The following is a 26,153-nucleotide window of genomic DNA, read 5'->3' on the forward strand; positions in this document are numbered from 1 at the left end:
TCATCGGCAAAAAGGCGACGCAGTTTAGCCGTCTTCACTAAACAAGCCGTCGCCGGCGGACACTGGCCCTGGCGTGTTTCCGCCGACATTGCGGACGGTGTTTAGTAAATGGCGCTAAACTGCCGGGCAAACCAGCGTGGTCGTTTGACCACGGCGCGACGCGCATGCAAGACTTCCTCGATGCAGGATCGGCACAATTACGGCATAACGGAGACCAGATGGCCGACGCCACCCCCACCGCACCCGCCCCGGCAACGCCGGGCATCACCATCCGCGACATCGCCCGGCTAGCGGGCGTGTCGGCGGGGACGGTGTCGCGCGCGCTGAAAAACGAGCCGGGACTGACCGAAGCCACGCGCCAGATGGTGCAGGCTGCGGCCCACTCGCTCGGCTACGACTTCTGCAAGCTGCGGCCCAAGCGCCTGCGCCGCCTGGCCTTTCTGCTGCATCGCCAGCACAACACCGCCGCCAGCAGCCCGTTTTATTCGCCGGTGCTGCACGGCGCCGAGGAAGCCTGCCGCAAGCAGGGCATCGTGCTGTCGTTCATGGCAGTGGGTCCGGCCGATGGCCTGATCGACCAGATCCGCATGCATGCGCCGGACGGCATCCTGTGCGCCGGCTTCTTCGAGCCCGAAACCCTGGCGGCGCTGCGCGCGACCGGCAAGCAGCTGGTGCTGATCGACATGCAGCTGCGCGGCTACCATTCCGTCAACCCGGACAACATGATGGGCGGCTACCTGGCGACCCGGCATCTGATCGACACCGGCCGCACCCGCGTCGGTTTCATCTCCGGTCCGCTGGCCCACTACAGCATCCGCGAACGCGCGCGCGGCTACCGCCAGGCCCTGTTCGAGGAAGGCATCCTGGCCGACCCGCGCCTGGAAGCCAACCTGCCCGACGGCGTCGATCTCGAGACCGGCGCCTGGGAAGCGATGGAACAGCTGCTGGCCCTGCCCCATCCGCCCGACGCCGTGTTCTGCTACAACGACAGCGCGGCCCTGGTGGCGATGCGCTGCTGCCTGGCCAGGGGCCTGAAGGTGCCGCACGATGTGGCCATCGTCGGCTTCGACGATATCTCGTCGGCGGTGCTGGGCCACCGGCCGCTGACCACGCTGCGCATCGACAAAAAGGCACTGGGCGCCATGGGCGTGGCGCTGCTGCTCGATGCCCAGACTGCCCACGCCGCCGCCCGGAAAAACCCGGCAGACCAGCCGCAGCAACACCAGGCCGGCCAGCTGCCGCAGGCCCTGCCGGTGCAGCAGATTGCACCGGTGGAGCTGATCGTGCGCGCCAGTACCGTGTTCGACGGCTGGCGCGCGCCCCACGCTTCGATCAACGATCGCCCATCCACCTTGACACGCACACCATGACGGCACCGAACTTCCATCTCCGCGCCACGCTGCTCGACCACATCCGCCACACCAAGCGCTTTTACGACGCGCGCTGCGTCGATCCCAGCGGCGGCTTCTATCACTTCTACAAGGACGACGGTACGATCTATGACCAGCGTACCCGCCACCTGGTCAGCAGCACCCGCTTCGTCTTCAACTACGCCATGGCCTGGCGCCAGTTCGGCGACGGCGCCGACCAGCAGCGGCTGCGTCACGCGCTCGCCTTCGTGCGCGACGCCCACCGCAATCCGCACACGGGCGGTTACGCCTGGACCCTGGACTGGAAGGCCGGCGTGGCCCACGTCACCGACGGCACCAACCACTGTTACGGCCTGGCCTTCGTGCTGCTGGCCTACAGCCACGCGCTGATGGCCGGCGAGGACCAGGCGGCGGAATGGATCGCCGAAACGTTCGCGCTGATGGAACGCCATTTCTGGGATGCGCAACACGGGCTGTACGCGGACGAAGCCTCGCCCGACTGGTCGCACCTCGACGGCTACCGTGGCCAGAACGCCAATATGCACGCCTGCGAGGCGCTGATCGCCGCGTTCGAGGCCACCGGCGAGCGCGCCTACCTGCTGCGCGCCGAAACGCTGGCGCGCCACATCACGCTGCGCCAGGCCGCGCTGGCCGACAACCTGATCTGGGAGCACTACCACGCCGACTGGTCGGTGGACTGGGACTATAACCGCGACGACAAGAGCAATATCTTCCGTCCGTGGGGTTACCAGCCCGGCCACCTGGCCGAATGGGCCAAGCTGCTGCTGCTGCTCGAACGTCACGGCGCCCACCTTGGGCATGGCCCAGAGTGGCTGCTGCCGCGCGCGATGGCGTTGTTCGACGCGGCAGTGGAGCGGGCCTGGGATGCGCAGCACGGCGGCATCCACTACGGGTTCGCGCCCGACGGCAGCATCTGCGACGACCTCAAATATTTCTGGGTGCAGGCCGAAAGCCTGGCTGCCGCCGCCCTGCTCGGTGACCGCACCGGCCAGGCGCGCTACTGGACCTGGTACGACAGGATCTGGGACTACAGCTGGCGCCATTTCGTCGACCACCAGTACGGCGCGTGGTACCGCATCCTGGGCGCCGACAACGCCAAGCTCACCGACGAGAAAAGCCCGGCCGGCAAGGTCGATTACCACACGATGGGCGCCTGCTACGAAGTGCTGAACGTGGTGAAGGCATGACAATGGCCGATTTCCCCGTTTTCGTGGCTGCCGGCGAAGCGCTGACCGACATGATCGTGCAGGACGCCGGCGCGCAGCAGTGGCACAGCAAGGTGGGCGGCTCCACCTGGAACGTCGCGCGCACCATGGCAGCGCTGGACGTGCCGACCGCATTCGCCGGCGCCATCAGCGCCGATGTCTTCGGCGACGCCCTGTGGCAGGCCAGCGCCGCGGCGCGCCTCGACCTGCGTTTCCTGCAGCGCCAGCCAAAATCGCCGCTGCTGGCCATCGTTCACCGCACCGATCCGCCGGCCTACTTTTTCGTCGGCGACGACAGCGCCGACCTGCACTTCGACGCGGCAGCCCTGCCGCCAGGCTGGCGCGCCCATTGCAAGTGGGCCCATTTCGGCGGCATCAGCCTGGCGCGCCAGCCGCTGGCGACCAAGCTGGTGGCGCTGGCCGGCCAGCTGAAGGCGGACGGCGTGCGCATCAGCTTTGACCCCAATTACCGCCTGCTGATGGATGAGCGCTACGACACCACCCTGCGCCGCATGACCGAGCTGGCAGACGTGGTCAAGGTCTCGGAAGAAGACCTGGCCGGGCTGTTCCGCACCGGCGATATCGCCGCCGCCTTCGCTACGCTGCGCAGCTGGAATCCCTGCGCGACCTATTTGTACACCAAGGGCGGCGCCGGCGCATCGCTGCACATCGGCGATGCGGCGTGGGCGCTGCCGGCGCCGCAGATCGACGTGGTCGATACGGTCGGCGCAGGCGACGCCAGCATCGCCGCGCTGGCGTGGAGCATGATGCATCGCCAGCACGAGCAACCGCTGCAGCACCTGCGCTTCTGCGTCGCTGCCGGCGCCGCGGCCTGCCTGGTCCAAGGCGCCTCGCCGCCATCGCTGGCCGCCATCGAGCGGCTGCTGTAGAACGGCCCACACCGTTCACGCCTGAGGAAAAAAAACGGCTGTCCCCGTCTGGCCTTGTCATACGGGCGTCATATGGGGCCAATAAGATGTCGGGCTTCACTATCCGACACCAGTTGTCCAACCTCCTCAGGCGCTTCATGTCTTCGAAAAACCCCTTCACTCCATCCCGTCTGCACTGTGCGCTTGCCGCTGCGGGCCTGTGCGCGCTCCACTTCTCCGCCGTGGCCGAACCTGCCGGCGACGTGCTGTCCACGGTCGAAGTCAGAGCCACCGTCGAAAAGAAAAAACTCGGCGACAGCGTCAGCAGCGGCGCCCTGGGGCGCAAGTCGGCACTGGACACGCCGTTTTCCACCAAGGCAGTCTCCAGCGATGAAATCGAGGACCGCCTGGCCACCAGCATTTCCGAAGTCCTCAAGTACGACGCCTCCGTCACCGCCATCTCGCCGCCGATCTCCACCCACCCGGCCACGATCCAGATGCGCGGCCTGCGCCTCGATGACCTGAACGGCTACAAGATCAACGGCCTGGCCAATATCAACCGCGGCACCGAAATGCCGCTCGAGATGTTCGAGAGCGTGGAAGCGCTGAAAGGATTGACCGGCTATATGTACGGCTTCGGTTCGCCGGGCGGCATCATCAACTACGTGAGCAAGCGTCCGACCACCGCCACGACCTTCAGCGCAGCCATGGGTTACCAGGAAGGCGGCGCGATCAAGGAGCAGATCGATACCGGCGGGCGCCTCGGTGACAAAGACGGTTTCGGCTATCGCCTGAACCTGGTGCACGAAGACGGCGACGTCAAGCAGGAAAGCGGCTCGCTCAAGCGCAACGCTGCCGGCCTGAATCTGGAATGGCGCGTGACCGACGACCTGGCGCTGACCTACGACGCGCTGTACCAGCGCCGCCGCACCGTCGGCGGCACCGACATCATCCTGCAGGGTTTCAGGATCCCGGCGCCGCTCGCTGGCGACACCCGGCTCAATAGCACCGGCGCCGGCAGCGATGTCGAGTATTCGCTGGCCACCACCGGCATCGAATACCGCCTGGCGCCGAACTGGACCGCCAACGCTTCCTACCGCACCTCGGACTCTTCCCGCGTGTACAAGAAGGACCAGTACTACCTGACCGACAACGCCGGCAGCTACTACGACCGCATCAGCGCCGAGCTGCACGACTATCATTTCGACCAGCTGCAGGCCACCGTCAACGGCCAGTTCGCCGTGGCCGGCATCGGTAATGAAGTGGTGCTGGGCCTGATGTCGCAGAACCTGGTCTCGACGTCGTCGGTGGTGACGCCGAAGGTCAAGGTCGGCACCGGCAATCTGTCGGCGCCGACCCGGTACAGCGCGGCCGCCATCAACTACAGCGGCGGCACCTACCGCGACGAGACCACGCGCCAGGAAGCGCTGTTCGCCAGCGACACGCTGACGTTCAACGACGCCTGGTCGCTGGTGGCCGGCGCGCGCCACACCCGCTTCACCGACAACGCCTATTCGACCAAGGGCGCGCTGACCGCCAGCTACCCGGCCGACAAGACCACGCCGACCGTGGCGCTGATGTTCAAGCCGGCCGCCGCCACCACGCTCTATGCCAGCTATGTCGAAGCACTGGAGCAGGCGGCCAGCGCGCCGACCAGCACCGCCAACGCCAACCAGACCTTCGCGCCGATCAAGAGCAAGCAGACCGAAGCCGGGGTAAAAACGGAACGCAACTGGTGGAACGCCACCGCCTCGCTGTTCCACATCGAGCGCGGCGCGCAGTACACCAATGCCGCCAACGTCTATGTGTCCGATGGCCAGTCCAAATACAACGGCATGGAGCTCAACAGCGTGGTGCAGGCAGCGAAGAATCTGTCGATCGAGGGTGGCATCATGCTGCTCGACGCCAAGCTGGAAAACGCCGCGCCGGGCTACAGCGGCAAGCGCGCAGTCGGTGCGCCGCGCCGCCAGGCATCGATCCAGGCGACCTGGCGCGAAGTGCTCCCGGGCCTGGCGCTGCACGCCGGGTCGCAGTACCTGGGCGACTTGCCGATGGACGCGGCCAATATCAATACCCTGGCAGCCTATACGCTGTTCGACGCAGGCCTGAACTACCGTCACCGCTACTTCGGCAAGATGATCAGCGTGCGCGCCAATATCTCCAACATCGCCAACCGCAAATACTGGACCTATTACCAGGAGGGCTATCTGAACATCGGCGCACCGCGCACCGCCAGCGTCAACGTTCGCGTAGACTTCTGACCATGAAACCATTCCGTCTTGCGGCCGGCGCCGCGCTGTCCCTGCTGCTGATGCATGCGCACGCGCATGCCGATCATGGGCAGTTTTATCAGACCAAGACCCCGTACGCACCGCAACAGGACAGCGCCAGCTACCAGCCGGCGCCGGCCGGCTACACGGCGGTCTATACCGAGCTGCTGGCGCGCCACGGCTCGCGGGGCCTGAGCAGCTTCAAGACGGACCTGGCGCTGTACAACCTGTGGCAGCTGGCGCAGCAGCAGGATGCGCTGACGCCACTGGGCCGGCAACTGGGCGCCGACCTCGAAGCGATGATGAAGGCGAACGCGCTGCTCGGTTACGGCGTGGACGGCATCAGCAAGCCGGGGTACGGCAACGAGACCTTGCAGGGCGTGCGCGAGCATACCGGCCTGGCGCAACGCCTGCATGCGCGCCTGCCGGCGCTGTTTCGCGATGCGCAAGCGCAGCAGCGCCGCATCGTGGTGCTCAGTTCCGGCAAGGACCGTGCGGTCGATAGCGCGGCGTACTTCAGCGGCGCGCTGGCGGCCGCGCAGCCCGGCCTGGCCGCGCTGATCGATACCGGCACCGACCGCACCACCCTGTATTTTCACAAGCTCAACGCCAGGCAGGACGGGCAGGTGCCGCCCGCCACGCTGGCGTACCAGCGCTGGGACAGCAGCGACGAACTGGCAGCACGCAAGGCTGCCATTTACGCCCAGCCACAGTTGCACGCCGCTGCGCTGACCACGCTGGGCGCGCTGTTCCAGCCGGCCTTCATCGCCGCGCTGGACCAGGGCCGGATCCGTGCGGTCAATCACGGCACGCGCAGCTACACCAGCGCCGACGGCAAGTTCACCAATCGCCTCAGCGGCGACGGCGACACCACGATCGCCAGCGCCACCGGCGCTGCACTGGCGCTGTACGAGCTGTACGCCGCCGCCGCCGACTTGGAAGCCGAACTGCAGGCCGAACGGCGTGTCGACTTCCGCCAGTACATCGCCCCGGCGCAGGCCCGCGTCTATGCCGAGACCGAAGACGCCGTCGCCTTTTACGAAAAAGGCCCGGGCATTGCCGAAAACGGCGACGTCACCTGGCGCATGGCCGACAAGTTGCTGGCCGATTTCTTTGCCGAGGCCGACGCCATCGACAGCGGCAAGCGCGCGCATGCGGCCAAGCTGCGTTTTGCCCACGCCGAAATCGTCATCCCCCTGGCCAGCGCCCTGGGCCTGGCCGGCATGTCGGAACAGCTGCCGCGCGCGGCGACGTACAGTTATGCCAACAGCCGCTGGCGCGGCGCACAGGTGGCGCCGATGGCGGCCAACATCGCGTGGGACCTGTACCAGAACCGTGCCGGCCGCACGCTGGTGCGCATGCTGTACAACGAACGCGAGACCGCCTTCAAACCGGCCTGCGACGGCGCCCGGATCGCCGCGCACAGTTTTTATTACGACTATCGACAATTGAAGCGTTGTTACCAGCCGTAATAAGCCCCACAGACCACGATAAAATATTGTCTATTTAGCTTTTTACCGCGAAAAATTATCGTTTTTATCAGCAATTATGGAATAAAGTGTCTGTAATGCGTCTGTTTGATACAGGTCATTACGGACACGAATGTTTTCCCGGTGATAAACTTGGGGAGTCCTTTTCAACAACCAAGAGGCTTCCTATGAACCAGATGTCCAGGCGCCAGTTCCTTCGGGTAACTGGCGCTACCATCGCGGGTTCGAGCATCGCGCTTCTCGGCTTTGCGCCGGCAACGGCCATGGCCGAAGTCCGGCAATACAAGCTGGCGCGCAGCACCGAAACCCGCAACACCTGCCCCTACTGCTCCGTAGGCTGCGGGATCCTGATGTATGGCCTGGGCGATGGCGCCAAAAACGCCACCGCTTCGATCATCCACATCGAAGGCGACGCCGACCACCCGGTCAACCGCGGCACGCTGTGCCCGAAAGGCGCCAGCCTGATCGACTTCATCCACTCGCCGAACCGCCTGCTGGCGCCGCAGTACCGCGCACCGGGCGCTTCCGAATGGTCGCCGATGTCGTGGGATGAGGCGTTGAACCGTATCGCCAAGCTGATGAAAGCGGACCGCGATGCGAACTTCATCGAAAAATCGGCCGACGGCAAAACCGTCAACCGCTGGACCACCACCGGCATGCTGTGCGCGTCGGCGGCATCGAACGAAGTCGGTTACTTAACCCATAAAACCATGCGCAGTCTCGGCATGCTGGCATTCGACAATCAAGCACGTGTATGACACGGTCCGACGGTGGCAGGTCTTGCCTCGACATTTGGACGTGGTGCGATGACGAATCACTGGGTAGACATCAAGAACGCAGATGTCATCCTGGTCATGGGCGGCAACGCAGCAGAAGCACACCCTTGCGGGTTTAAATGGGTCACGGAAGCAAAAGCGCATCGCGGCGCCAAGCTGGTCGTGGTCGATCCGCGCTTTACCCGAACCGCTTCGGTGGCGGACTATTACGTCCCTACCCGTACCGGTGCGGACATCGTTTTCCTGGGCGGTATCATCAACTACCTGCTCACCAACGACAAGATCCAGCACGAATACGTCCGTAACTACACGGACATGCCATTCATCGTGCGCGAAGATTTCGCCTTCAACGACGGCCTGTTCTCGGGCTACGACGAGGCGACCGGCAAGTACACGGACAAGAGCAGCTGGAACTACGAGATCGGCGACGACGGCTATGCCAAGATCGACCCGACGCTCGAGCACCCGCGCTGCGTGTACCAGATGATGAAGAAGCACTACGCGCGCTACACGCCCGAGATGGTGGAAAAAGCCTGCGGCGTGCCGCCGGAAAAATTCCACAAGGTGGCCGAGCTGCTGGCATCGACCGCAGTGCCGGGCAAGGCCGCGACCATCCTGTACGCGCTGGGCTGGACCCAGCACTCGACCGGCGCGGAAACGCTGCGCACGGGCGCCATGGTGCAGCTGCTGCTCGGTAACATGGGCATCGCCGGCGGCGGCATGAATGCGCTGCGCGGTCACTCCAACATCCAGGGTCTGACCGACCTCGGTCTGCTGACCAATATGCTGCCAGGTTACCTGACGCTGCCCGGCGAGGCGGAGCAGGACTGGGAAGCGTACGTGGCCAAGCGCGCGCTCAAGCCGCTGCGTCCGAATCAGCTCAGCTACTACAGCAACTCGAAGAAGTTCCTGGTCTCGTTCATGAAAGCGTGGTGGGGTGACGCTGCGACCGAAGAGAACAACTACGCCTTCGACTACCTGCCCAAGCTGGACAAGCCGTACGACATGATGCAGGCGTTCGAGCTGATGAACCAGGGCAAGATGACCGGCTATATCTGCCAGGGCTTCAACATCCTGGCCTCGGCCCCGGACAAGCAGAAGATCACCGACAGCCTGTCCAAGCTGAAGTACCTGGTCATCATGGACCCGCTGCAGACCGAAACGTCGGAATTCTGGAAACCGCACGGCGACTTCCACAAGGTCGATCCGACCAAGATCCAGACCGAGGTATTCAGCCTGCCGACGTCGTGCTTCGCCGAGGAACGCGGTTCGCTGGTCAGTTCTTCGCGCGTGCTGCAGTGGCACTGGCAAGGCGCCGAGCCGCCGGGCCAGGCCAGGAGCGACCTCGATATCATGTCGGGCATCTTCCTGCGCCTGAAAAAGGCGTACCAGACCGAGGGCGGCAAGTTCCCCGATCCAATCGTCAATCTGACCTGGAACTACGCCACGCCGCATTCGCCGACGCCGGAAGAAATCGCCATGGAATTCAATGGCAAGGCGTTGAAAGAGCTGACCGATCCGAAGGATCCGACCAAGGTCGTCCTGAAGAAGAACGAGCAGCTGGCCGGCTTTGCGCAACTGCGCGACGACGGCAGCACCGCGTGCGGCTGCTGGATCTTTGCCGGTTCCTGGACCGCGCAGGGCAACCAGATGGGCCGCCGCGACAACAGCGACCCGACCGGCATCGGCAATACGCTGAACTGGGCCTGGGCCTGGCCGGCCAACCGCCGCGTGCTGTACAACCGCGCCTCGGCCGATACCAAGGGCAAGCCGTTCGACCCGACCCGTAAGCTGGTGGCCTGGAACGGCACCACCTGGAGCGGCGCCGACGTGCCGGACTACAAGGCGGACGAACCGCCGGAAAACGGCATGGGTCCGTTCATCATGCTGGCCGAAGGGGTGGCGCGCTTCTTCTCGCGCGACGCCATGGCCGAAGGTCCGTTCCCCGAGCACTACGAGCCGTTCGAGTCGCCTATCGGGCACAACCCGCTGCACCCGAACAATCCGCGCGCGTTCAACAACCCGGCCGCCCGGATGTTTGCCAACGACCGCAAGAAGCTGGGCAAGAAGGAAGAGTATCCGCACGTGGCAACCAGCTACCGCCTCACGGAGCACTTCCACTACTGGACCAAGCATGCGCGGCTGAACGCGATCATCCAGCCGGAGCAATTCGTCGAAATCGGCGAAGAGCTGGGCAAGGAAATCGGCGTGGTCCACGGCGACAGGGTGCGTGTCTCGTCGCGGCGCGGCTACATCGTGGCGAAAGCCGTGGTGACCAAGCGCATCAAGGCACTGACCATCGACGGCAAGAAGACCCACCAGGTCGGACTGCCGATCAACTTCGGGTTCAAGGGGCTCACCAAGCCGGGCTACCTGGTCAACACACTGACGCCGACGGTAGGCGACGCCAATTCACAGACACCGGAATTCAAGTCGTTCCTGGTGAAAGTGGAAAAAGCCTGACGGCCCGAGGGAGATTAAAACATGTCATTACAATCGCTAGATATCAAACGCCTCTCGGCCACCACGGTGCAGCCGCCGGCGGCCCGCACCCCGGTCACCGGCACCGTGGCCAAACTGATCGACGTTTCCAAGTGCATCGGCTGCAAGGCCTGCCAGACAGCCTGCATGGAATGGAACGACCTGCGCGACGAAGTGGGTGAAACCACCGGCGTGTACGACAATCCGATCGACCTGACCCCGCAGTCGTGGACCGTGATGCGGTTCTCGGAATACGAGAACACCGACGGCAACCTCGAATGGCTGATCCGCAAGGACGGCTGCATGCACTGCGAGGATCCGGGCTGCCTGAAAGCCTGCCCGGCGCCGGGCGCCATCGTCCAGTACACCAACGGCATCGTGGATTTCCACCAGGAGAACTGCATCGGTTGCGGCTACTGCGTTGCCGGCTGCCCGTTCGATGTGCCGCGCATCTCCAAGCAGGACAGCCGCGCCTACAAGTGCACGCTGTGCTCGGACCGCGTGGCGGTCGGCCAGGAACCGGCCTGCGTGAAGACCTGCCCGACCGGCGCCATCGTCTTCGGCACCAAGGAAGACATGAAGCAGCACGCCGAGGAGCGCATCGAGGACCTCAAGTCGCGCGGCTTCGCGCAGGCGGGCCTGTACGACCCGCTCGGTGTCGGCGGCACGCACGTGATGTATGTGCTGCACCATGCCGACAAGGCGCCGCTGTACCATGGCCTGAAGCAGAACCCGTCCATCAGCCCGATGGTGGGCCTGTGGAAGGGGCTGACCAAGCCGCTGGCGCTGGCCGGCATTGCCGCCACCGCGCTGGCAGGCTTCTTCCACTACTCGCGTGTCGGTCCGAACGAGGTGAGCAAGGAAGAGGAAGCCGAAGCGCTGCACGACGCACAACGCATCCGGGAGAACAGCAATGAGCGCATCTGATGATCTGAACGGCATGCGGGACAAGGACGGCCACCCGCTGATCCAGCGCTACACCGCCAATGACCGCAGCAATCACTGGATCACGGCGATCTGCTTCGTGCTGCTGGCCGTCTCCGGCCTGGCCATGTTCCACCCGGCCACGTCGTGGATGGCCGTGTTCCTCGGCGGCGGCCAGTGGACGCGCATCCTGCACCCGTTCCTCGGTGTGGTGATGTTCGTCTCGTTCGCGGTGCTGGTGGTGCGCTTCTGGCACCACAACCAGATCGACCAGTCGGACAAGCAGTGGATGAAGCAGATCGGCGATGTGCTCAACAACCGCGAAGACCGGCTGCCGAAGATCGGCATGTACAACGCCGGCCAGAAGATCCTGTTCTTCGTGCTGATCGCCAGCATGGTCGGCCTGCTGTTGTCGGGCATCGTGATCTGGCGCGCGTACTTCGCGTTCTACTTCCCGATCGAGGTGGTGCGCTTTGCGGCGCTGCTGCACGCCTTCAGCGCGTTTGTGCTGATCTGCTCGATCGTCGTGCACATCTACGCGGCGTTCTGGGTCAAGGGTTCGATCGGCGCCATGGTGCGCGGCACGGTCACCTATGGGTGGGCGCGCAAGCACCATCCGCGCTGGTTCGAGTCCGAAGTCAGGAAACAGCGCGACGGACAGCAGTCTTGATGTAAGCAGCTCTACGCCGGGCGCGCCACGCCGCGCCCGGCTTCCCCCCGCTCTCCGGAGCGCATCCCCGGCCATCCCGCGCCGACGTTCCGAATTCGGATTAGAATACACTTTTGCCCGGCTGCACTTTTGCCGCCGGCTACTGGAGAATCCCGTGGTACAACGCTTGCTAGAACCGGGCCAGATCGAAGCGCTCGATCACACCGCCATTCCGCGCCTGCTGCTGCCCGAAGCACGCAGCCTGTTCGCCGCGCGCGCCGCGCGCCTGCGCCAGCTGGCCAACAACGACATCAAGGGCATCCCGGTCGGCGAAGCGATGCAGGGCTACCTGCAACTGATGGCTGCCGTGGTGGACGCGCAAGGCGCGGTTGCCGCCGCCCTGCCCGCCGAGACGTTCAGCCTGCCCCCGGCGGCCGACATCAAGCTGGCCATCGATCACAATATGCCGCCGCTGCCGGTCAACGGTACGCGCCCGGAAGCATGGCGCACCGTGTTTGCCGCCCTGCTCGACCACCTGCAGGCAGCAGTCAGGGACCAGCCGCAGATCGACGCCGTGCTGGCCGAACTGCGCGCGCTCGATACCGCCCAGCTGGAAGGCTGCGCCGACGCCGTACTGGCCGAACTGACCGAAGGCGTGCACCCGCTGCACGCGCCGTTCGTGGCTGCCGCGCTGCAGGTGATGTGGACCATGCGCGCCGCCCAGCTCGATTCGCCGCGCGTACAGCCGCTGGTCACCAATACCCTGTGCCCCGTGTGCGGGTCGCACCCGGTGGCCAGCGTGATCCGCATCGGCGGCCAGTCGCAGGGCTACCGCTACCTGCAGTGCAGCTGCTGCGCCAGCGAGTGGCACATGGTGCGCGTGAAGTGCTCGTGCTGCGAGCACACCAGCAAGATCGCCTACCAGAGCCTGGAAACCAGTGAAGACAAGCTGCCGGTCGAAGGCGCGGCCGATGCAAAGCAGAACAAGGCCAACGATCCGAGCAAGGTGGCCCGCGCCGAAACCTGCGACGACTGCAAGACCTACCGCAAGATCTTCAACCAGGAGCACGACTTCCACGTCGAGCCGCTGGCCGACGACCTGGCCAGCCTGACCCTCGACGTGCTGGTGAGCGAAGCCGGCTACGCGCGCGCCAGCGGCAACCCCCTGCTGTGGTTTAACGCCGCATGACCGCCCCGGCCAGCAGCCCTGCCGCAGCGGCACCGGCAACGGGCGACAAACCGCCCGCGATCCGGCTGCCTGCCGTGCACCTGATCCTGTCCGATCCCGGCTGCCAGCCGCTGATCGAGCAGTACGGCCGGGTGCAGACGACGGACGCGGCACGCGCGCTGCTGGCCGAACTGCGGGCCATGCTGCTGGCCGCGCGCAGGGACGACGGCGCCGGCGCCCCCGCGAGCACGGCGACCGCTGGCTTCGAGGCCAGCGTCGCGCGAAGCAGCGCCGCTGCCGGCGCTCCGCCCGAGATCGCCGGGCTGCTGGTCATGCTGGCCGAGCGCCTGCAACAGGCCAACCGCTCCCACCTGCGCGCCGTGTTCAACCTCACCGGCACCGTGCTGCACACCAACCTCGGCCGCGCCCTGCTGCCCGACAGCGCGGTGCAGGCCGTGGCCGAAGCGCTGCGCTGGCCGATGAACCTGGAATGGGATATCGACACCGGCACGCGCGGCGACCGCGACAACCTGGTCGAAGAGCTGCTGCTGGAATTGACGGGCGCCGAAGCGGCCACCATCGTCAACAACAATGCCGCTGCCGTGCTGCTGATGCTCAACACGCTGGCGCTGGGGCGCGAGGTGATCGTCTCGCGCGGCGAACTGGTGGAAATCGGCGGCGCCTTCCGCATCCCGGACGTGATGACGCGCGCCGGCGCGGTGCTGCGCGAAGTGGGCAGCACCAACCGCACGCACCTGAAGGATTACGCGGAAGCGGCCGGCCCGCAGACGGCGCTGATGATGAAGGTCCATTGCAGCAATTACGAGATCACCGGTTTTACCAAGAGCGTGGAGCTGCCGGAACTGGCGCCGCTGGCCAGGCAGCACAACATCGCCACTGCCGTCGATCTGGGCAGCGGCACCCTGGTGGACCTCGAACAATACGGCCTGCCGCATGAAACCACGGTGCGCGAGACGATTGCGGCCGGCGCCGACCTGGTGACCTTCAGCGGCGACAAGCTGCTCGGCGGCCCGCAGTGCGGCATCATCGTCGGCCGCGCCGACCTGATCGCGCAGATCAAGAAAAATCCGCTCAAGCGCGCCCTGCGCGTGGGCAAGCTGACGCTGGCCGCGCTGGAGCCGGTGCTGGCCCTGTACCGCGCGCCCGACCTGCTGCCCGAGCGCCTGACCACGCTCAAGCTGCTGACCCGCCCCGCCAGCGCCATGCGCGCCCAGGCGCAAGCGATCCTGGCGCCGCTGCAGGCAGCGCTCGGCGCCGCTTATGCCGTCAGCGCCGAGCCGATGACGAGCCAGATCGGCAGCGGCGCGCTGCCGGTGGACCAGTTGCCGAGCTTTGGCCTGGCGATCCGTCCGACCGGCAAGGCCAGCAACGCGCTGGGCAAGCTCGAACAGCGCCTGCGCGCACTGCCGCTGCCGGTGATCGGCCGCGTCGCGCACGACGCGCTGTGGCTCGATCTGCGCTGCCTGAACGACGCCCAGCAGGAAAAGTTCGTGGCGCAGTTGCAGCAGTTGCAGCAAACAATGCAAGCGCCGCTGCCGGCGCAGGGCCGCGCATGATCATCGGCACCGCCGGCCATATCGACCATGGCAAAACCACGCTCACGCGCGCCCTGACCGGCGTCGACACCGACCGCCTGAAGGAAGAAAAGGCGCGCGGCATCTCGATCGAACTCGGTTACGCGTATGCGCCGCTGGCCGGCGGCGAGTCGCTGGGCGTGATCGATGTGCCGGGCCACGAGAAATTCATCCGCACCATGGCAGCCGGCGTGACCGGCATCGACGCCGCCCTGCTGGTGATTGCCGCCGACGACGGCATCATGCCGCAAACGCGCGAGCACCTGGCCATCCTGCGGCTGCTGGGCGTGCGGCGCGGCGCGGTGGCGCTGACCAAGATCGACCGCGCCGATGCGCAGCAGGTCGCCCGCGTGGAAGCCGACATCCGGGCGCTGCTGGCGACCACCGATTTTGCCGACGCCGCCATCTTCCGCACCAACGCCACCGACGCCGACGACGCCGGCGTCGGTGCGCTGCGCGTGCACCTGGCGCAGCTGGCCGCGACCTTGCCGGCCAGTGACGACCGGCGCCTGTTCCGGCTCGGCGTGGACCGGGTATTTACCCTGGCCGGCCAGGGCACCATCGTTACCGGCACCGCGCTGGCCGGCACCGTGCGCGTGGGCGACACGGTGACGCTGGCGCCGAACGGTCAGCAGGCCCGCGTGCGCAGCATCCATGCCCAGAACCATGCGTCGGAAGCGGGCCGCGCCGGCCAGCGGCTGGCGCTCAACCTGGGCGGTGTGGCCAAGGAAGACATCGCGCGCGGCACCTGGGTCGTAGCGCCCCAGCTGGCCGAATGCTCGCAGCGGATCGAGGCCGAGCTGACCCTGATGCCCGACTGCGGCCTGACGCTCAAGCCGTGGTCGCCGCTGCATGTGCACCTGGGCGCAGCGCACCACACCGCCAACGTGGTCCTGCTCGACGGCGAATCGCTGGCGCCCGGCCAGACCGGTCGCGTGCAGCTGGTGCTCGATGCGCCCGTGCATGCGGTGCCCGGCGACCGCTTCGTCATCCGCAATGCGCAAGCGACGGCCACCGTCGGCGGTGGCATGGTGCTCGATCCGTTCGGCCCGGCGCGCAAGCGCCGCAGCAGCGCGCGCCTTGCATGGCTTGCAGCGCTGGCTGCCTTCGTCGAACAGGGCGATACCGGCGCCCTGCTGGCCCACAGTGCGCTGGGCTTGCGGTTGTCGGCGCTGGTGCGGCTGTCGCAGCTGCCGCCGTCGCTGATCGCCACGCCCCCGGGCGCCGTCAGCGTGGCCCTGGCCGGTGGCGACGCGCTGCTGATCGGCGCCGACCAGGTGCAGGCGCTGGAAGCGCGGATCCTGGCCGCGCTGGCGCAGTTCCACGAACGCGCGCCCGACGACGCCGGTCCGGAGCTGTGGCGCCTCAAGCGCATCGTGGCGCCGGAGATGGAAGACCGCTTGTGGAGCCGCCTGACCGAACAACTGCTGGCCGATGGCCGCATCGCCCAGCGCGGACGCAGCCTGCACCTGCCGCAGCACAGCGTGGAGCTCAGCGCGGACGAACAGGCGCTGGCGGCGCCGCTGCTGGCGGCGCTGCTGGCGGGGCGCTACGACCCGCCGTGGGTACGCGACCTGGCGCGCACCCACGCCATGCCCGAGGCGGACGTACGGCGGCTGCTGCGCAAGCTGGCGCGCAGCGACGAACTCAGTCAGATCGTGCCGGACCTGTTCTACCATCCGCAGCCGCTGGCCGAACTGGCCCACCTGCTGGCCGCACTGCCGGAAGCGCAGGCAGCAGCGTTTCGCGATGCCACCGGTCTCGGACGCAAAAGAAGTATCCAGATCATGGAGTTCTTCAACCGGGTCGGCTATACTCGGCGCGTTGGAAACATTCACATGGTACGGCCCGGCACAGCGTGGTCGTACAGCGGCAGCTAGCGCAGTCCGCGGAAGGCAATCTCATCCGGTGATGGGGCCGGGCTTCAAACCCGGTGAGGGGCGTCAGCCGTTCCTCCGTAGGTTCGACTCCTACTGCTTTCCGCCCATCCTTTATTCCCCCAATTTCTGCGATCGTGCAGCGATCGTCGTCAATCCCCGCTAAGGGGTTTCCACAGGGAACTTTTTCATCATCCGGTGATATAATTTCCGATTCGCAATATATTTGCTTTAAAGATAATTGTACATCGAGGAAACCTCATGAAACTCTCCGACATGAAAGTGGGCGCACGCCTGGCGCTGGGCTTCGGCACCACGCTGGCCCTGCTGCTGGTGGTGGCCATCGGCAGCTCCAGCGCGCTCAACGCCATCACCGACGACACCGACAACCTGGTCGAACAACAGCTGCAGACCGAACGCCTGGTCACCGAATGGAAAGGCAGCATCGAGAGCAACGTGCAGCGCGCGCAGGCAGTGGCGCGTCTGACCGAACCGGCCGAGCGCAAGTACTTCGAGGACGGCCTGGCGCGCGCCATCCAGCGCAACGGCGAAGTGCAGCGGCTGCTCACCGAGCGCCTGGTGGACGACCGCGCCAAGGCGCTGTACGCCCAGGCGCTGCGCGACCGCGATCTCTATCAGGCGGCGCGCAAGAGCGTGATGGACGCGCGCGATGCCGGCGACGTCGAACTGACCAGGAAACTGATCGCCGAACGCTTCGTGCCGGCCAGCGACACCTATGTGGCCAGCATCGGCGCCGTGGCCGAGCGCCAGCGCACTGCCATCGATGAAATCGGCAAAGCGGTACACGAACGCAGCGTGCAGGCGATCACCCGCACCGCCATCGTGACAGCGATCTCGATCGCCCTGGCGCTGCTGCTGGGCTGGCGGATCGCACGGTCGGTCCTGATCCAGCTCGGCGGCGAACCCGGCTACGCGGCCGGCATCACCGACCGCATTGCCGCCGGCGACCTGACTGTGCGCGTGGACCTGGCGCCGAACGACCGCAGCAGCCTGCTGCACAGCATCGCTGCCATGCGCGACCGCCTGGCCGCCATCGTGGGCGAGGTGCGCAGCACTACCGAGGCGGTGGCCACGGCCTCCGACGAAATCGCCAGCGGCAATATGGACCTGTCCTCGCGTACCGAGCAGCAGGCCGGCTCGCTGGAAGAAACCGCGTCGTCGATGGAAGAACTGACGTCCACCGTCAAGCAGAATACCGACTACGCGCGCCAGGCCAACCGGCTGGCCGCCAGCGCTTCCGACGTGGCCGTGCGCGGCGGCGGCGTGGTGGCCGAGGTGGTGACCACGATGGAATCGATCAGCACCTCGTCCCGCCGCGTGGTCGACATCATCGGCGTCATCGACGGCATCGCTTTCCAGACCAATATCCTGGCCCTGAACGCGGCCGTGGAAGCGGCGCGCGCCGGCGAACAGGGGCGCGGCTTCGCGGTCGTTGCGTCGGAGGTGCGCAACCTGGCCCAGCGCTCGGCCAGCGCCGCCAAAGACATCAAGGAACTGATCGGCGACTCGGTGGAAAAAATCTCGACCGGCGCCGTACTGGTGGAGCAGGCCGGCCACACGATGACCGAGATCGTCAACAGCGTGCGCAGCGTGAGCGACATCATGGAGCAGATCGCCACCGCCAGCCAGGAACAGGAAGCCGGGATCGACCAGATCAACCAGGCCATCGGCGAGATGGACGGCGTGACCCAGCAAAACGCCGCCCTGGTCGAACAGGCAGCAGCCGCCGCCGAATCGCTGCAGAACCAGTCATCGCACCTGGCGCAGCTGGTCAGCGTCTTCAAACTGTAAGCCCGCATGCCGGCTCTGGCCTCATGCCGTTGAGTTATCCTCTTCATCTCCGTCGTACCCGCGAAGGCGGGTACCCAAGTTCTGCTCGAACTTATGACTTTAACTTAAGTGCTGCAGCACGGTGGCGATGCGCTGGGGCGGCGGGCCAATGAGCAAGGTGTAGGCGATGTTGCGGCGCTGGAGTTCGGTGATGTACCAGGCGTGCTGGTGAAGCCGGAAGCTGTCGTCGCGTCGGGTGCCGTCCTGGACGAACGCAAAGTCCGGGACGCACACGAACACGTGATCGTACTGGCGCCCAGCCCGGTGTTCCAGTTCCGGCTCGGCGCGGCCGAACATCTCGCGCGAGTAGAACAGCGTGGTCAGGGTCGAGGTGTCGCAGAACAGATAGCGCGTGGCCAGGGGCCGCAGGTCGTCTTCGCGCTGCTGCTGGACCTGCGCGATGTGCAGCAGGTCCTCGTAGGCCAGTTCGCCTCCCCGGGCCTCCCACAGTTCGCGGCCATACTCGGGCGCCCATACCGTCCGGCACGCGGCTGCCATGGCCTGGGCCAGCGTGCTCTTGCCGCTCGACTCGCCGCCGAGGAAGCAGACGGTCTGCACGTAGCTGGCATACACCGGGGCCGACAAGAACGCCCGATGGGCATGCGGATCCTGCCGGATCGCCGTGCCCGACACAGGGACGAGGCGGCGCGCCTGGTCCACCAGCACGTGCCGTACCGGCGCGCGCCGGTGGCCGTGCCTGGCAAAATAGCGCGTGAGTTCGGCCGCGAAACCGTCGCCGTAGTCTTCGCTGGTAAAGACCGCATCGACCGGGCGACCGAGCAGGTGCAGGCATGCCCATCCCATCAGGCGCCGGTGCACGGTGGCGTCGGCGTCGTTGTCGGGCAGATCGTGGCGGTCGTTGTGCAGCACCAGCACGGTGGCGTGCGGGAAGCGCGTGCGCAGCCACTGTTCGCGCAGATAGGAGCTGCAGCCTGGCAGCTCCGGTTGCGAATACGCGATGATGACCACCTGTTCGCAGGCCGCCATGGCCCGCCCGATCAACAGCTCGTGCCCAAGATGCAGCGGACTGAATTTGCCGACCACCAGGCCGGTATGGAATGGCTTCATGCGCGCGCTCCTGCCAGGTCCGACGTGTACTGCACGGTCTTGTCGTCGGCGCCCAGGACGGCAAGCGTGACGCTGCCGGCGCCGAACAGCGTTTCCAGCGCTGCCCGCGCCTGGTCGCCGAGCGGCGACATCGCCTGCGCCAGCCGCAGCACGACCTTGCCGTCGGCCTGCTGGTGCACGCCGAAGTGCGGTATCGGCAAATGCTGCAAGGCGTGGGTAACATCGATATTGTTGATCCACCTGCCCGGCGTCCGATAGCGCACCGGCGAGCGGCCCGACAGGCCGACCAGCACGGGCACGGCGACCGCCCCTTCGCGCCGCAGCGCGAGCGACGCATGGTCGCCGGTGCGGTAGCGCAGCAGCGGCAAACAGAAATTGAAGCCGCCCGATACCGTGATCTCGCCGCGCTCTCCCTGCGCCACCGGATGGCCATCGGCGTCGAGCAGCTCCACGTACAGCTGCGGTTGCAGCAGCACGTGGCCGCCGGCGCGGGCGTCGTACACCGCCACCGGCCCCACTTCGTTGAGCGAGTAGAGATCGAGCACCGGGCAGCCGAAGCGGGCTTCGAGCTGCGCGCGCAGCGCCGGCAGCAGCAGCATCGACACCGACAGCAAGGCGCGCGGCCGCATCGTCACCGGCAGCGCGAGCAGTTCTGTAAACGAGATCGGATCGCCTGCCACCACCTCGGGTGCCAGCGCGTCCAGGTAGGCGGCGCGGTCCTGCGGCGTGCGCCATTCGTCCGGGTGCAGGTTGATCTTGGCCAGTCCCGATTCGCCCATGGTGGGCGTGACCGACACGTAGGTGAAGCAGCGCTGCTGGAAGCCCAGCAGCACCACGCCCACCTGCCCGGCGCCGTGCGTCAAGGTCACGCCGAAGCGGCGCAGCGCGCGCTTGTGGAACGCCAGGTAGCGCGCCGCCACCACCGGGTGCGAGGCGATCACCAGCGGATGGCCGGTGGTGCCGGTGGTGCGGAAGTTGATCATGCGCGCGATGTCGGCGTGGTCCGGCACGAAGGCGGCAATGTCGGCAGCCAGGTCGGCGCGGCTGACCGGCGCGATCTGCGACCATTGCGCGGGCACGGCGCCCGAGGCCCGGTAGTGCGGCACGCTGGCGTACGTGGCGCGCACGAAGTCGTCGAGCCACGCGGGCCTGCCGCCGGCCGGCCAGCCGACGTCGGCATCGGCCACCTGCTGCTCGAAGCGCCGCACCTGCTCCACTTCGTGCGCCAGCAGCTTGTTGCCGCTGTGGTTGCGGTAGGTCGGTGCAGCCGGATGCTCCTGCAGAAAATCGAGCATGGCGCGCCCGGCGGCAGTCAGCGTGGGAAAGCGCTCGTGTTCGTCGTCCCGCAGGTTTGCGCGGCTGTTCATTCGCGCGACCACTTGTCGGCCGATTCCTCGGCCGCCTTGCGCGCAAGCGCAGCGCGGATGTCGGCCGCCCGCTGCTCGGCGGCGCGGCTGGCCTCGAGCAGGCGCCGGCGTTCGGCGCCGCTCACGGCCGACAGGCGGTCGGTCGCTTCGGACACCGACTCGCCGGCCGGGCGATAGCCGAGGCGCGCGAGCACGATGCGCGCCAGCTCCTCGCGCCGTTCCGGATCGTCCACGTAGCGGTGCGCGGCCGCTGACTGCGCCAGCTCGTCCACGGTGCGGTCGAGCACCCGCAGCAGGTCGGCCTGCGGGATCGGGGCGGCGATCAGCCACTCGTCGGCCAGCAGCCAGGCCACGATCATCACCAGCGCAAGGCGTTGACCTTGCTGACCTTGGTGACCTTGGTGACCTTGCTGGCGGCGCTGCCCGGCTTTGCCGGCCATGAACGGCGCCAGCTCCGCGAGCGTGGCGCGTGCGCCGTGCAGCGCCAGCACGTCGTTGACCAGCGCCGCCACGTGGACCGCGCCGGTATTGCCGATGCGCGGCGCCGCCAGCAGTTCGGCCGGCGTCTCGGCCAGCCGGTGGATCAGGACTTCAAGGGCGGGACCGGTGTTTTGCATGGGACTGGACGTGCGGATTGGTGTAATGGCGGCGGCTGAAGGCGCGGGCGAAGTCTACCAAGCTTTCGGCCTGGGCGATGGCGTGGATCTCCCAGCCCTGCTCGTCGCGGGCGCGCGCGATGTCGCGGTACGGCTGCTGCAGCCAGCCCGTATGCTGCCCGCTGTCCCAGTCCTGGCGCAGGTCGAGCGCCATGGTGCCGCCGGCGCCGCCATTGGCCAGCGCGCGCGCGGCCACCGCCCAGCCGCTGTTGCCCTGCTCGTCGTTGTCGAACATGGTGGAGATGCCGTCGTCGGAAATCATCAGGATGTGCGTGAGCCGGTCGCGCGGCGCGGCAAAGGTCTGGCGCAGGCGGTGGATCGGGAAGCAGGTGCTGCCGCCGAAAAAACCGGTCAGCACGCCGAGCACCTGGTCTTCGTCGCGCACGAAACCGGGTGTGACGATCACCTCGTTCTTGCCGCTCCACAGCGTGACCTGCACCCGCGATCCGGTGCGCAGCGCCGACAAGGCGACGATGGCGCCGGCCAGCGCCAGGAACGACGTGCGGGTGCGCGGATCGGGCATGGAGCCCGAGCTGTCAACGTACAGGTCCAGGTCCACCGGCAGCGGTTTCGGCGGGCGTGCGGCTTCACGGCCGTACTGGCGCTGCACGGTGGTCACTCCTGGCACCGGGCGGGGACTCTGAACCACGCTGGCCAGCCAGTCGATTTCCTCGAGCGGGTCGCCGGTCTGCCACGGTTCCAGCCCTTCCGGCTGCAGCTCGGCCGACAACGGCGCCGGCATTTTCGGAAACGACACCAGGTGCGGCAAGGCGCGTTCGCGGTAGTAGCGTACCGCGATCTGCTCGTCGCTGAGCGTGATGCCGGCCGCCTTGAGGAGCTCGCCGTAGTCGAACGGCTCGCGGGCCTGGCCGCCGTCGGGTGGGCGCTCGTCGCTGGCGGCACGCGCGCCGGGGGCCTGGTCCAGGCCGGAGATGCGCGGGTCGTCCACCGGATGCACGGGCGTTTCGCGCTCGCCCGCTTCGATCTGCTGGGCGCCTGCGGGGTCGCAGCCGGCCGCCGCGTCGCGCGTGTCGGCCAGGCGGTAAAACTCCGTGACCTGTTGCTGCTGCCCTGCCAGGTACGGCAGCAGCAGCGTGGCGAACCTGCCAGCGGCGTCCATCCAGTCGCGCGCGTACACGCGGATCAGGCGCGCGCCCAGCCAGGCATCGGTGTCGGTGGCCTCGTCGGCGGCGCCGCCACCGAGGTCGCCCTTGGGCAGCTGCCACAGCTGCTCGTAGATGCGCACGTACAGCGTCCACAACTTGCTGCTGGCAGGCGACGGGCGCGCCTGCTCCAGCAGGCGGTAGACGTGGTCGATGCGCAGGCCGGCCTGGCGTTGCAGGCGGTCGTTGATCACCAGGTCGGTGTACAGGTTGGCGACCATGGGGGCGTGCGCTTCCAGGGTGGGCAGCGCGCGGCGCAGGCGCGCCAGCAGCCGGAACTGGTCGGCGGCCGTGGCAGGCGCCAGCACGTGGTGGCCGATTTCGTGCGCCAGGATCTCCACCGCGTAGCCCTGCAGCCCCTGTTCGCGCACGCCCTGCAGGTCGATCACCACGCTCTGGTCGAGCAGCCGTATCATCGCAAAGCTGCCGTGCAGCCCCTCGCCTGCCGCTTCCACCGACGTCCGGCACAGGCGGGCGTCGCGCAGGCGCGTGTACCGGCTCCACGCGGCCAGCGCCGCCGGCCAGGCGGCGCGCCATTGCTCGAGCAGTGCGTCGTCGGTCACAGCGGCAGCACGCGGATGGCGTGGGTGTACGGCGACGTGACCGCTGCCGCGTAGCGGTTGCATACGACCGCGAGCCGCTCGGCCGGCAGCGCCAGCGCCACTTCGCGGCCGTTGATCGCAAGCGTCCCCTCCCGCACCGCGACCTGCGCGGGGAAGCTGTCTTCGGCCTGGTCGTATTCGTCGGCGCTGGCGGGATGGAGCACCGCGCCGCAGGCGTCGGCGATCAGCAGCGCGTGGCGTTCGCCGCTGCGCACCCAGAAGCCGTGCGGCGCGGCGCGTACCTGCGGCGGTTCGGGAAACTCGCCACCGAGGCCGGTAAAGCTGCCGATCTCGATGCCTGCCTGCAGGCGCTCGCGCTGCGCGGTGTCGGGCGCCCACCAGGGATCGGCCAGCAGCGCGGCGCGCAACGCCGGCCACGACCACTCCGCGGCGGCGGCGCCGAAAGCGGCCACGGCCAATGGCTCTGGCAAGCTGTCGGCGACCGCGATGGCGCCGGACCGGAAATGCGCCATGCCGGCGCGCCACGCAGCAATCTGCCCGACAGCAGACAGCTGCGCGATCTCGCCGGGCTGCGGCCCCTGCCCTGTCTGCGCTGGCGTCGCGTTTGGCTGCGCATGCCACCACTGCGGTGCGAGCTGCGGCGACAGCTGCGCCATGATGGCCTGCCACTGCGCCACGCGTGCGCCGCGCTGGCGCTGCACATGCAAGGCGGCATTGGTCAGCATGCCGAGTACGGCAGCCGGCTGCGCGCACAGCGGCGCAACATACAGCGGCGCCAGCGCGCGCCAGACGCTGGCCGGCAAGTCGGCGCCAGTGCCAGTATTGGCAGGGGTGCCCGCTGGCGGCGCAGCCGCGTTGGCGGCCGCCGCGTCGGCCGGTCGCAGCTGCGCTGCGCCTGCCGCCGGCTGCATGATCTGCGTGCGCGCGTGGCCCTGCGCCGTCAGCGCCAGCGCGGCATCGAACGCCGCCAGCGCCACCGCGCCCGCGCGCTCCGGCGCATGGGCAGCTGCCGCGCAGACAACGGGATCGGCAGCTGCGGCCAGGAACGCCCCGAACGCTGCGGTATCGAAACCGCTGTGACGGCGGCGCGCCTCGGCCATCCGGCGGTTGAGCTCCGGGCGGGCGGCTGCCAGCAGCCGGGCAAATGCCGGGGAAATCATGTTTGTGAGCGCAGCCACACCAGGTAGTTGGTGTAGCGCTGATGCAGGTACTTCAGCTTGAGCAGGTCGTCGTACAGGTGGCCGTACAGCTTGCGCCCGCGGATCTGCTCGCCGACGTGCTGCTCGATGCGGTGCAGGCGCTTGAGCACGTCGCGCTCGCTCAGGCCGTCCAGGCCCTGCTCGAACTGCGCGCCCATCTCGCCGACCGGGTCGTTGCGGTCGAGATCGAGCCGGTCGTACTCGGCGCCGGACAGGTCGAACAGGCGCCGCAGCCAGCTGATCTGGTCGGTGCGCAAGGCGGCGTTTTCGGGCAGGCCGAAGAACGGTGCGTCGAGGTCCGGCCGCAGCTTGTCGTGCAGCACGAACGGCAGCACCTGGCGCACGTCGTCCAGTTCGACCTCGGCGTTGCCGCGGAAATAAGCCAGCGCCTTGGCATAGATGAGCAAGGTCATCAGGTTGCGCACCGACAGGCCATTGACGGTCTGGCAGCCGAGGTCCTTGAGGCGATCGCGGCCGCTATCGGCAGCGATCACCGCGCTCCAGTCGAAGCCGGACAGGCGGGCCGTGTCCTTGGTCATGTACTCGAACTGGTCGCCGGCAGCGGCCATCAGCTCGAACTGGCTGGTGAAGAATTCCAGCCGGCGCCGGATCGGTTCTGGCACGGCCACCGCGCGGATTTCCTCGCCGATCCGGTCCACCTCGGCCGCCGTGAACACGATCTCGGGCGGCACCAGCTCTTCGGGCTTGAGGTTTTCCTCGATGCGCACCAGCAGTTCGCCGAGAAAGCGCGGATTGAACGCCAGCGCCTGCACCACCACGTCGATGCGGTCGCGCAGCGCCTCGATCACCTCGTAGGTGCCGCCGCCCTGGTCGTCGTTGGCGGTCAGGTACCAGGCCGACTCCGGGCACTCGTAGATGTGGTTGAGCACTTCGGCGTAGTTGTCGCCCATCAGCGTGAGCAGCGCGCTCTGGGTGCGCGGCGGAATGCGGTTGTATTCGTCGATGATTTTCACGCGCATGCCGAGCCAGGCGCGCCAGGCGATGCGGATCGCGTCCATGCTCTGGGCATTGACCAGGTCGGCCGGCAGCGGGTTACCGAGCAGGTCGGCAATGGTCATCTGCGGATGGCCATGCTGCATGGCCCGCTTGACGTCCTTGACCGACGCGCCCGACAGCACGCCCATCAGGATCGCGCTGGCCGTCTTGCCGCGCCCGGGACCACCGACGAACAGGCATTTGCGGCGCGTGGCAAAGGTCAGCAGCGGCAGCAGCACGAAGCTCGAATAGCTTTGCGCGGACGGCAGGTTGAGCGTGCGGCGCGTGTCGCCGACGGCATAGGTTTGCGCCGGACCGTGGTTGTACTCGATGTCGTAGTGCGGGCTGATGATGGCCGTGTTGACGATCCAAAAATAGGCCTGGCGCAGCTTTTCGTCGAGCGCAGGCGCCGCCTGGTCGGGCGCCTGGCCGGTGGCGAGCGGGCCCTGGTACAGGTCGGCCACGTCGAACTGTCGCGGCTTCGGCGGCGTGCGGGGATTGGTCGGCGCCTTGGAGACGCGGTTGAACAGGTTAAATGGCGGCATACCGAAAAGTATAGCCGAGATAAAAAAAGCCGCCGGCGCGGATGCGCTCG

18 protein-coding genes and 1 tRNA gene are annotated in these 26,153 nt (G+C 67.2%); 13 read left to right on the plus strand and 6 right to left on the minus strand.

The genetic code is table 11. The annotated features are described in order from the left end of the window. Positions 1–218 precede the first annotated feature (218 nt). The 13 genes from ASF61_RS20475 to ASF61_RS20540 all read left to right on the plus strand — a co-directional run bounded on the left by ASF61_RS20475 (position 219) and on the right by ASF61_RS20540 (position 18,507). Complete coding sequence (locus ASF61_RS20475) at positions 219–1,370, plus strand: LacI family DNA-binding transcriptional regulator (protein WP_056160378.1); 1,152 nt, start codon at positions 219–221, stop codon at positions 1,368–1,370. After that, on the plus strand, positions 1,367–2,578 hold the full coding sequence (locus tag ASF61_RS20480; RefSeq protein WP_056160380.1) for an AGE family epimerase/isomerase: 1,212 nt from the start codon (positions 1,367–1,369) through the stop codon (positions 2,576–2,578). Before ASF61_RS20475 ends, ASF61_RS20480 begins: the two co-directional genes overlap by 4 nt. A 2-nt stretch (positions 2,579–2,580) precedes the next feature. Beyond that, on the plus strand, positions 2,581–3,486 hold the full coding sequence (locus ASF61_RS20485; protein ID WP_056160382.1) for a carbohydrate kinase: 906 nt from the start codon (positions 2,581–2,583) through the stop codon (positions 3,484–3,486). Between the two features lie 137 nt (positions 3,487–3,623). Further along, positions 3,624–5,726 (plus strand): TonB-dependent siderophore receptor, encoded by a 2,103-nt coding sequence (locus ASF61_RS20490; protein WP_056160385.1) that lies wholly within the window; start codon positions 3,624–3,626, stop codon positions 5,724–5,726. A gap of 2 nt (positions 5,727–5,728) precedes the next feature. Beyond that, positions 5,729–7,207, plus strand: a complete 1,479-nt coding sequence (locus ASF61_RS20495) for a histidine-type phosphatase (protein WP_056160387.1) — start codon at positions 5,729–5,731, stop codon at positions 7,205–7,207. A 185-nt stretch (positions 7,208–7,392) separates the two neighbouring features. Next, positions 7,393–10,464, plus strand: a complete 3,072-nt coding sequence (fdnG, locus tag ASF61_RS20505; protein WP_156369670.1) for a formate dehydrogenase-N subunit alpha — start codon at positions 7,393–7,395, stop codon at positions 10,462–10,464. A 21-nt stretch (positions 10,465–10,485) separates the two neighbouring features. After that, positions 10,486–11,409, plus strand: a complete 924-nt coding sequence (gene fdxH, locus ASF61_RS20510; RefSeq protein ID WP_056160395.1) for a formate dehydrogenase subunit beta — start codon at positions 10,486–10,488, stop codon at positions 11,407–11,409. Then, positions 11,396–12,076, plus strand: a complete 681-nt coding sequence (locus tag ASF61_RS20515) for a formate dehydrogenase subunit gamma (RefSeq protein ID WP_056160396.1) — start codon at positions 11,396–11,398, stop codon at positions 12,074–12,076. The genes fdxH and ASF61_RS20515 overlap by 14 nt, the downstream gene beginning before the upstream one ends. A 154-nt stretch (positions 12,077–12,230) precedes the next feature. Next, the gene (gene fdhE, locus ASF61_RS20520; RefSeq protein WP_056160398.1) at positions 12,231–13,244 is read left to right on the plus strand and encodes a formate dehydrogenase accessory protein FdhE; all 1,014 of its coding nucleotides are present in this window, start codon (positions 12,231–12,233) and stop codon (positions 13,242–13,244) included. Further along, the gene (gene selA / locus ASF61_RS20525) at positions 13,241–14,800 is read left to right on the plus strand and encodes an L-seryl-tRNA(Sec) selenium transferase (RefSeq protein ID WP_082491858.1); all 1,560 of its coding nucleotides are present in this window, start codon (positions 13,241–13,243) and stop codon (positions 14,798–14,800) included. The genes fdhE and selA overlap by 4 nt, the downstream gene beginning before the upstream one ends. After that, a complete protein-coding gene (gene selB / locus ASF61_RS20530; protein ID WP_056160400.1) occupies positions 14,797–16,698 on the plus strand; it encodes a selenocysteine-specific translation elongation factor in 1,902 nt (633 codons plus the stop codon). Before selA ends, selB begins: the two co-directional genes overlap by 4 nt. 10 nt (positions 16,699–16,708) lie before the next feature. Then, positions 16,709–16,801: transfer RNA gene (locus ASF61_RS20535), tRNA-Sec, on the plus strand. Between the two features lie 155 nt (positions 16,802–16,956). Further along, positions 16,957–18,507: a methyl-accepting chemotaxis protein gene (locus ASF61_RS20540; protein ID WP_082491859.1), complete on the plus strand. Its 1,551-nt coding sequence runs from the start codon at positions 16,957–16,959 to the stop codon at positions 18,505–18,507. A gap of 99 nt (positions 18,508–18,606) precedes the next feature. On the opposite strand, the gene ASF61_RS20545 is transcribed toward ASF61_RS20540, so the two are convergent. The 6 genes from ASF61_RS20545 to ASF61_RS20570 are packed head-to-tail and all read right to left on the minus strand — an operon-like array spanning position 18,607 to position 26,103. After that, positions 18,607–19,614 (minus strand): AAA family ATPase, encoded by a 1,008-nt coding sequence (locus tag ASF61_RS20545; RefSeq protein WP_056160402.1) that lies wholly within the window; start codon positions 19,612–19,614, stop codon positions 18,607–18,609. Then, positions 19,611–20,981, minus strand: a complete 1,371-nt coding sequence (locus tag ASF61_RS20550) for an AMP-binding protein (protein WP_056160404.1) — start codon at positions 20,979–20,981, stop codon at positions 19,611–19,613. Before ASF61_RS20550 ends, ASF61_RS20545 begins: the two co-directional genes overlap by 4 nt. Then, entirely contained in the window at positions 20,978–21,598 is a 621-nt protein-coding gene (locus ASF61_RS20555; protein ID WP_056160406.1) for a hypothetical protein, read from the minus strand. The genes ASF61_RS20550 and ASF61_RS20555 overlap by 4 nt, the downstream gene beginning before the upstream one ends. Then, entirely contained in the window at positions 21,573–23,426 is a 1,854-nt protein-coding gene (locus ASF61_RS20560) for a VWA domain-containing protein (RefSeq protein ID WP_229205954.1), read from the minus strand. The genes ASF61_RS20555 and ASF61_RS20560 overlap by 26 nt, the downstream gene beginning before the upstream one ends. Next, positions 23,360–24,523 carry a hypothetical protein gene (locus ASF61_RS20565; protein ID WP_056160410.1) on the minus strand — a complete coding sequence of 388 codons (1,164 nt, stop codon included), beginning with the start codon at positions 24,521–24,523 and terminating at the stop codon, positions 23,360–23,362. Before ASF61_RS20565 ends, ASF61_RS20560 begins: the two co-directional genes overlap by 67 nt. Further along, a complete protein-coding gene (locus ASF61_RS20570; protein WP_056160412.1) occupies positions 24,520–26,103 on the minus strand; it encodes an AAA family ATPase in 1,584 nt (527 codons plus the stop codon). The genes ASF61_RS20565 and ASF61_RS20570 overlap by 4 nt, the downstream gene beginning before the upstream one ends. Between the last annotated feature and the right edge of the window lie 50 nt (positions 26,104–26,153).

The organism is Duganella sp. Leaf126 (genome assembly GCF_001423125.1).
In the GTDB taxonomy this organism is placed as follows: Bacteria; Pseudomonadota; Gammaproteobacteria; order Burkholderiales; family Burkholderiaceae_D; genus Rugamonas.

What these genes read in the sequence shown, in the direction of transcription:
- ASF61_RS20475 (WP_056160378.1), top strand. Translation starts at nt 219, where the DNA reads ATGGCCGACGCCACCCCCACCGCACCCGCCCCGGCAACGCCGGGCATC.
- ASF61_RS20480 (WP_056160380.1), top strand. Translation starts at nt 1,367, where the DNA reads ATGACGGCACCGAACTTCCATCTCCGCGCCACGCTGCTCGACCACATC.
- ASF61_RS20485 (WP_056160382.1), top strand. Translation starts at nt 2,581, where the DNA reads ATGGCCGATTTCCCCGTTTTCGTGGCTGCCGGCGAAGCGCTGACCGAC.
- ASF61_RS20490 (WP_056160385.1), top strand. Translation starts at nt 3,624, where the DNA reads ATGTCTTCGAAAAACCCCTTCACTCCATCCCGTCTGCACTGTGCGCTT.
- ASF61_RS20495 (WP_056160387.1), top strand. Translation starts at nt 5,729, where the DNA reads ATGAAACCATTCCGTCTTGCGGCCGGCGCCGCGCTGTCCCTGCTGCTG.
- fdxH (WP_056160395.1), top strand. Translation starts at nt 10,486, where the DNA reads ATGTCATTACAATCGCTAGATATCAAACGCCTCTCGGCCACCACGGTG.
- ASF61_RS20515 (WP_056160396.1), top strand. Translation starts at nt 11,396, where the DNA reads ATGAGCGCATCTGATGATCTGAACGGCATGCGGGACAAGGACGGCCAC.
- selA (WP_082491858.1), top strand. Translation starts at nt 13,241, where the DNA reads ATGACCGCCCCGGCCAGCAGCCCTGCCGCAGCGGCACCGGCAACGGGC.
- selB (WP_056160400.1), top strand. Translation starts at nt 14,797, where the DNA reads ATGATCATCGGCACCGCCGGCCATATCGACCATGGCAAAACCACGCTC.
- ASF61_RS20540 (WP_082491859.1), top strand. Translation starts at nt 16,957, where the DNA reads ATGAAACTCTCCGACATGAAAGTGGGCGCACGCCTGGCGCTGGGCTTC.
- ASF61_RS20545 (WP_056160402.1), bottom strand. Translation starts at nt 19,614, where the DNA reads ATGAAGCCATTCCATACCGGCCTGGTGGTCGGCAAATTCAGTCCGCTG.
- ASF61_RS20550 (WP_056160404.1), bottom strand. Translation starts at nt 20,981, where the DNA reads ATGAACAGCCGCGCAAACCTGCGGGACGACGAACACGAGCGCTTTCCC.
- ASF61_RS20555 (WP_056160406.1), bottom strand. Translation starts at nt 21,598, where the DNA reads ATGCAAAACACCGGTCCCGCCCTTGAAGTCCTGATCCACCGGCTGGCC.
- ASF61_RS20560 (WP_229205954.1), bottom strand. Translation starts at nt 23,426, where the DNA reads ATGCAACCGCTACGCGGCAGCGGTCACGTCGCCGTACACCCACGCCAT.
- ASF61_RS20565 (WP_056160410.1), bottom strand. Translation starts at nt 24,523, where the DNA reads ATGATTTCCCCGGCATTTGCCCGGCTGCTGGCAGCCGCCCGCCCGGAG.
- ASF61_RS20570 (WP_056160412.1), bottom strand. Translation starts at nt 26,103, where the DNA reads ATGCCGCCATTTAACCTGTTCAACCGCGTCTCCAAGGCGCCGACCAAT.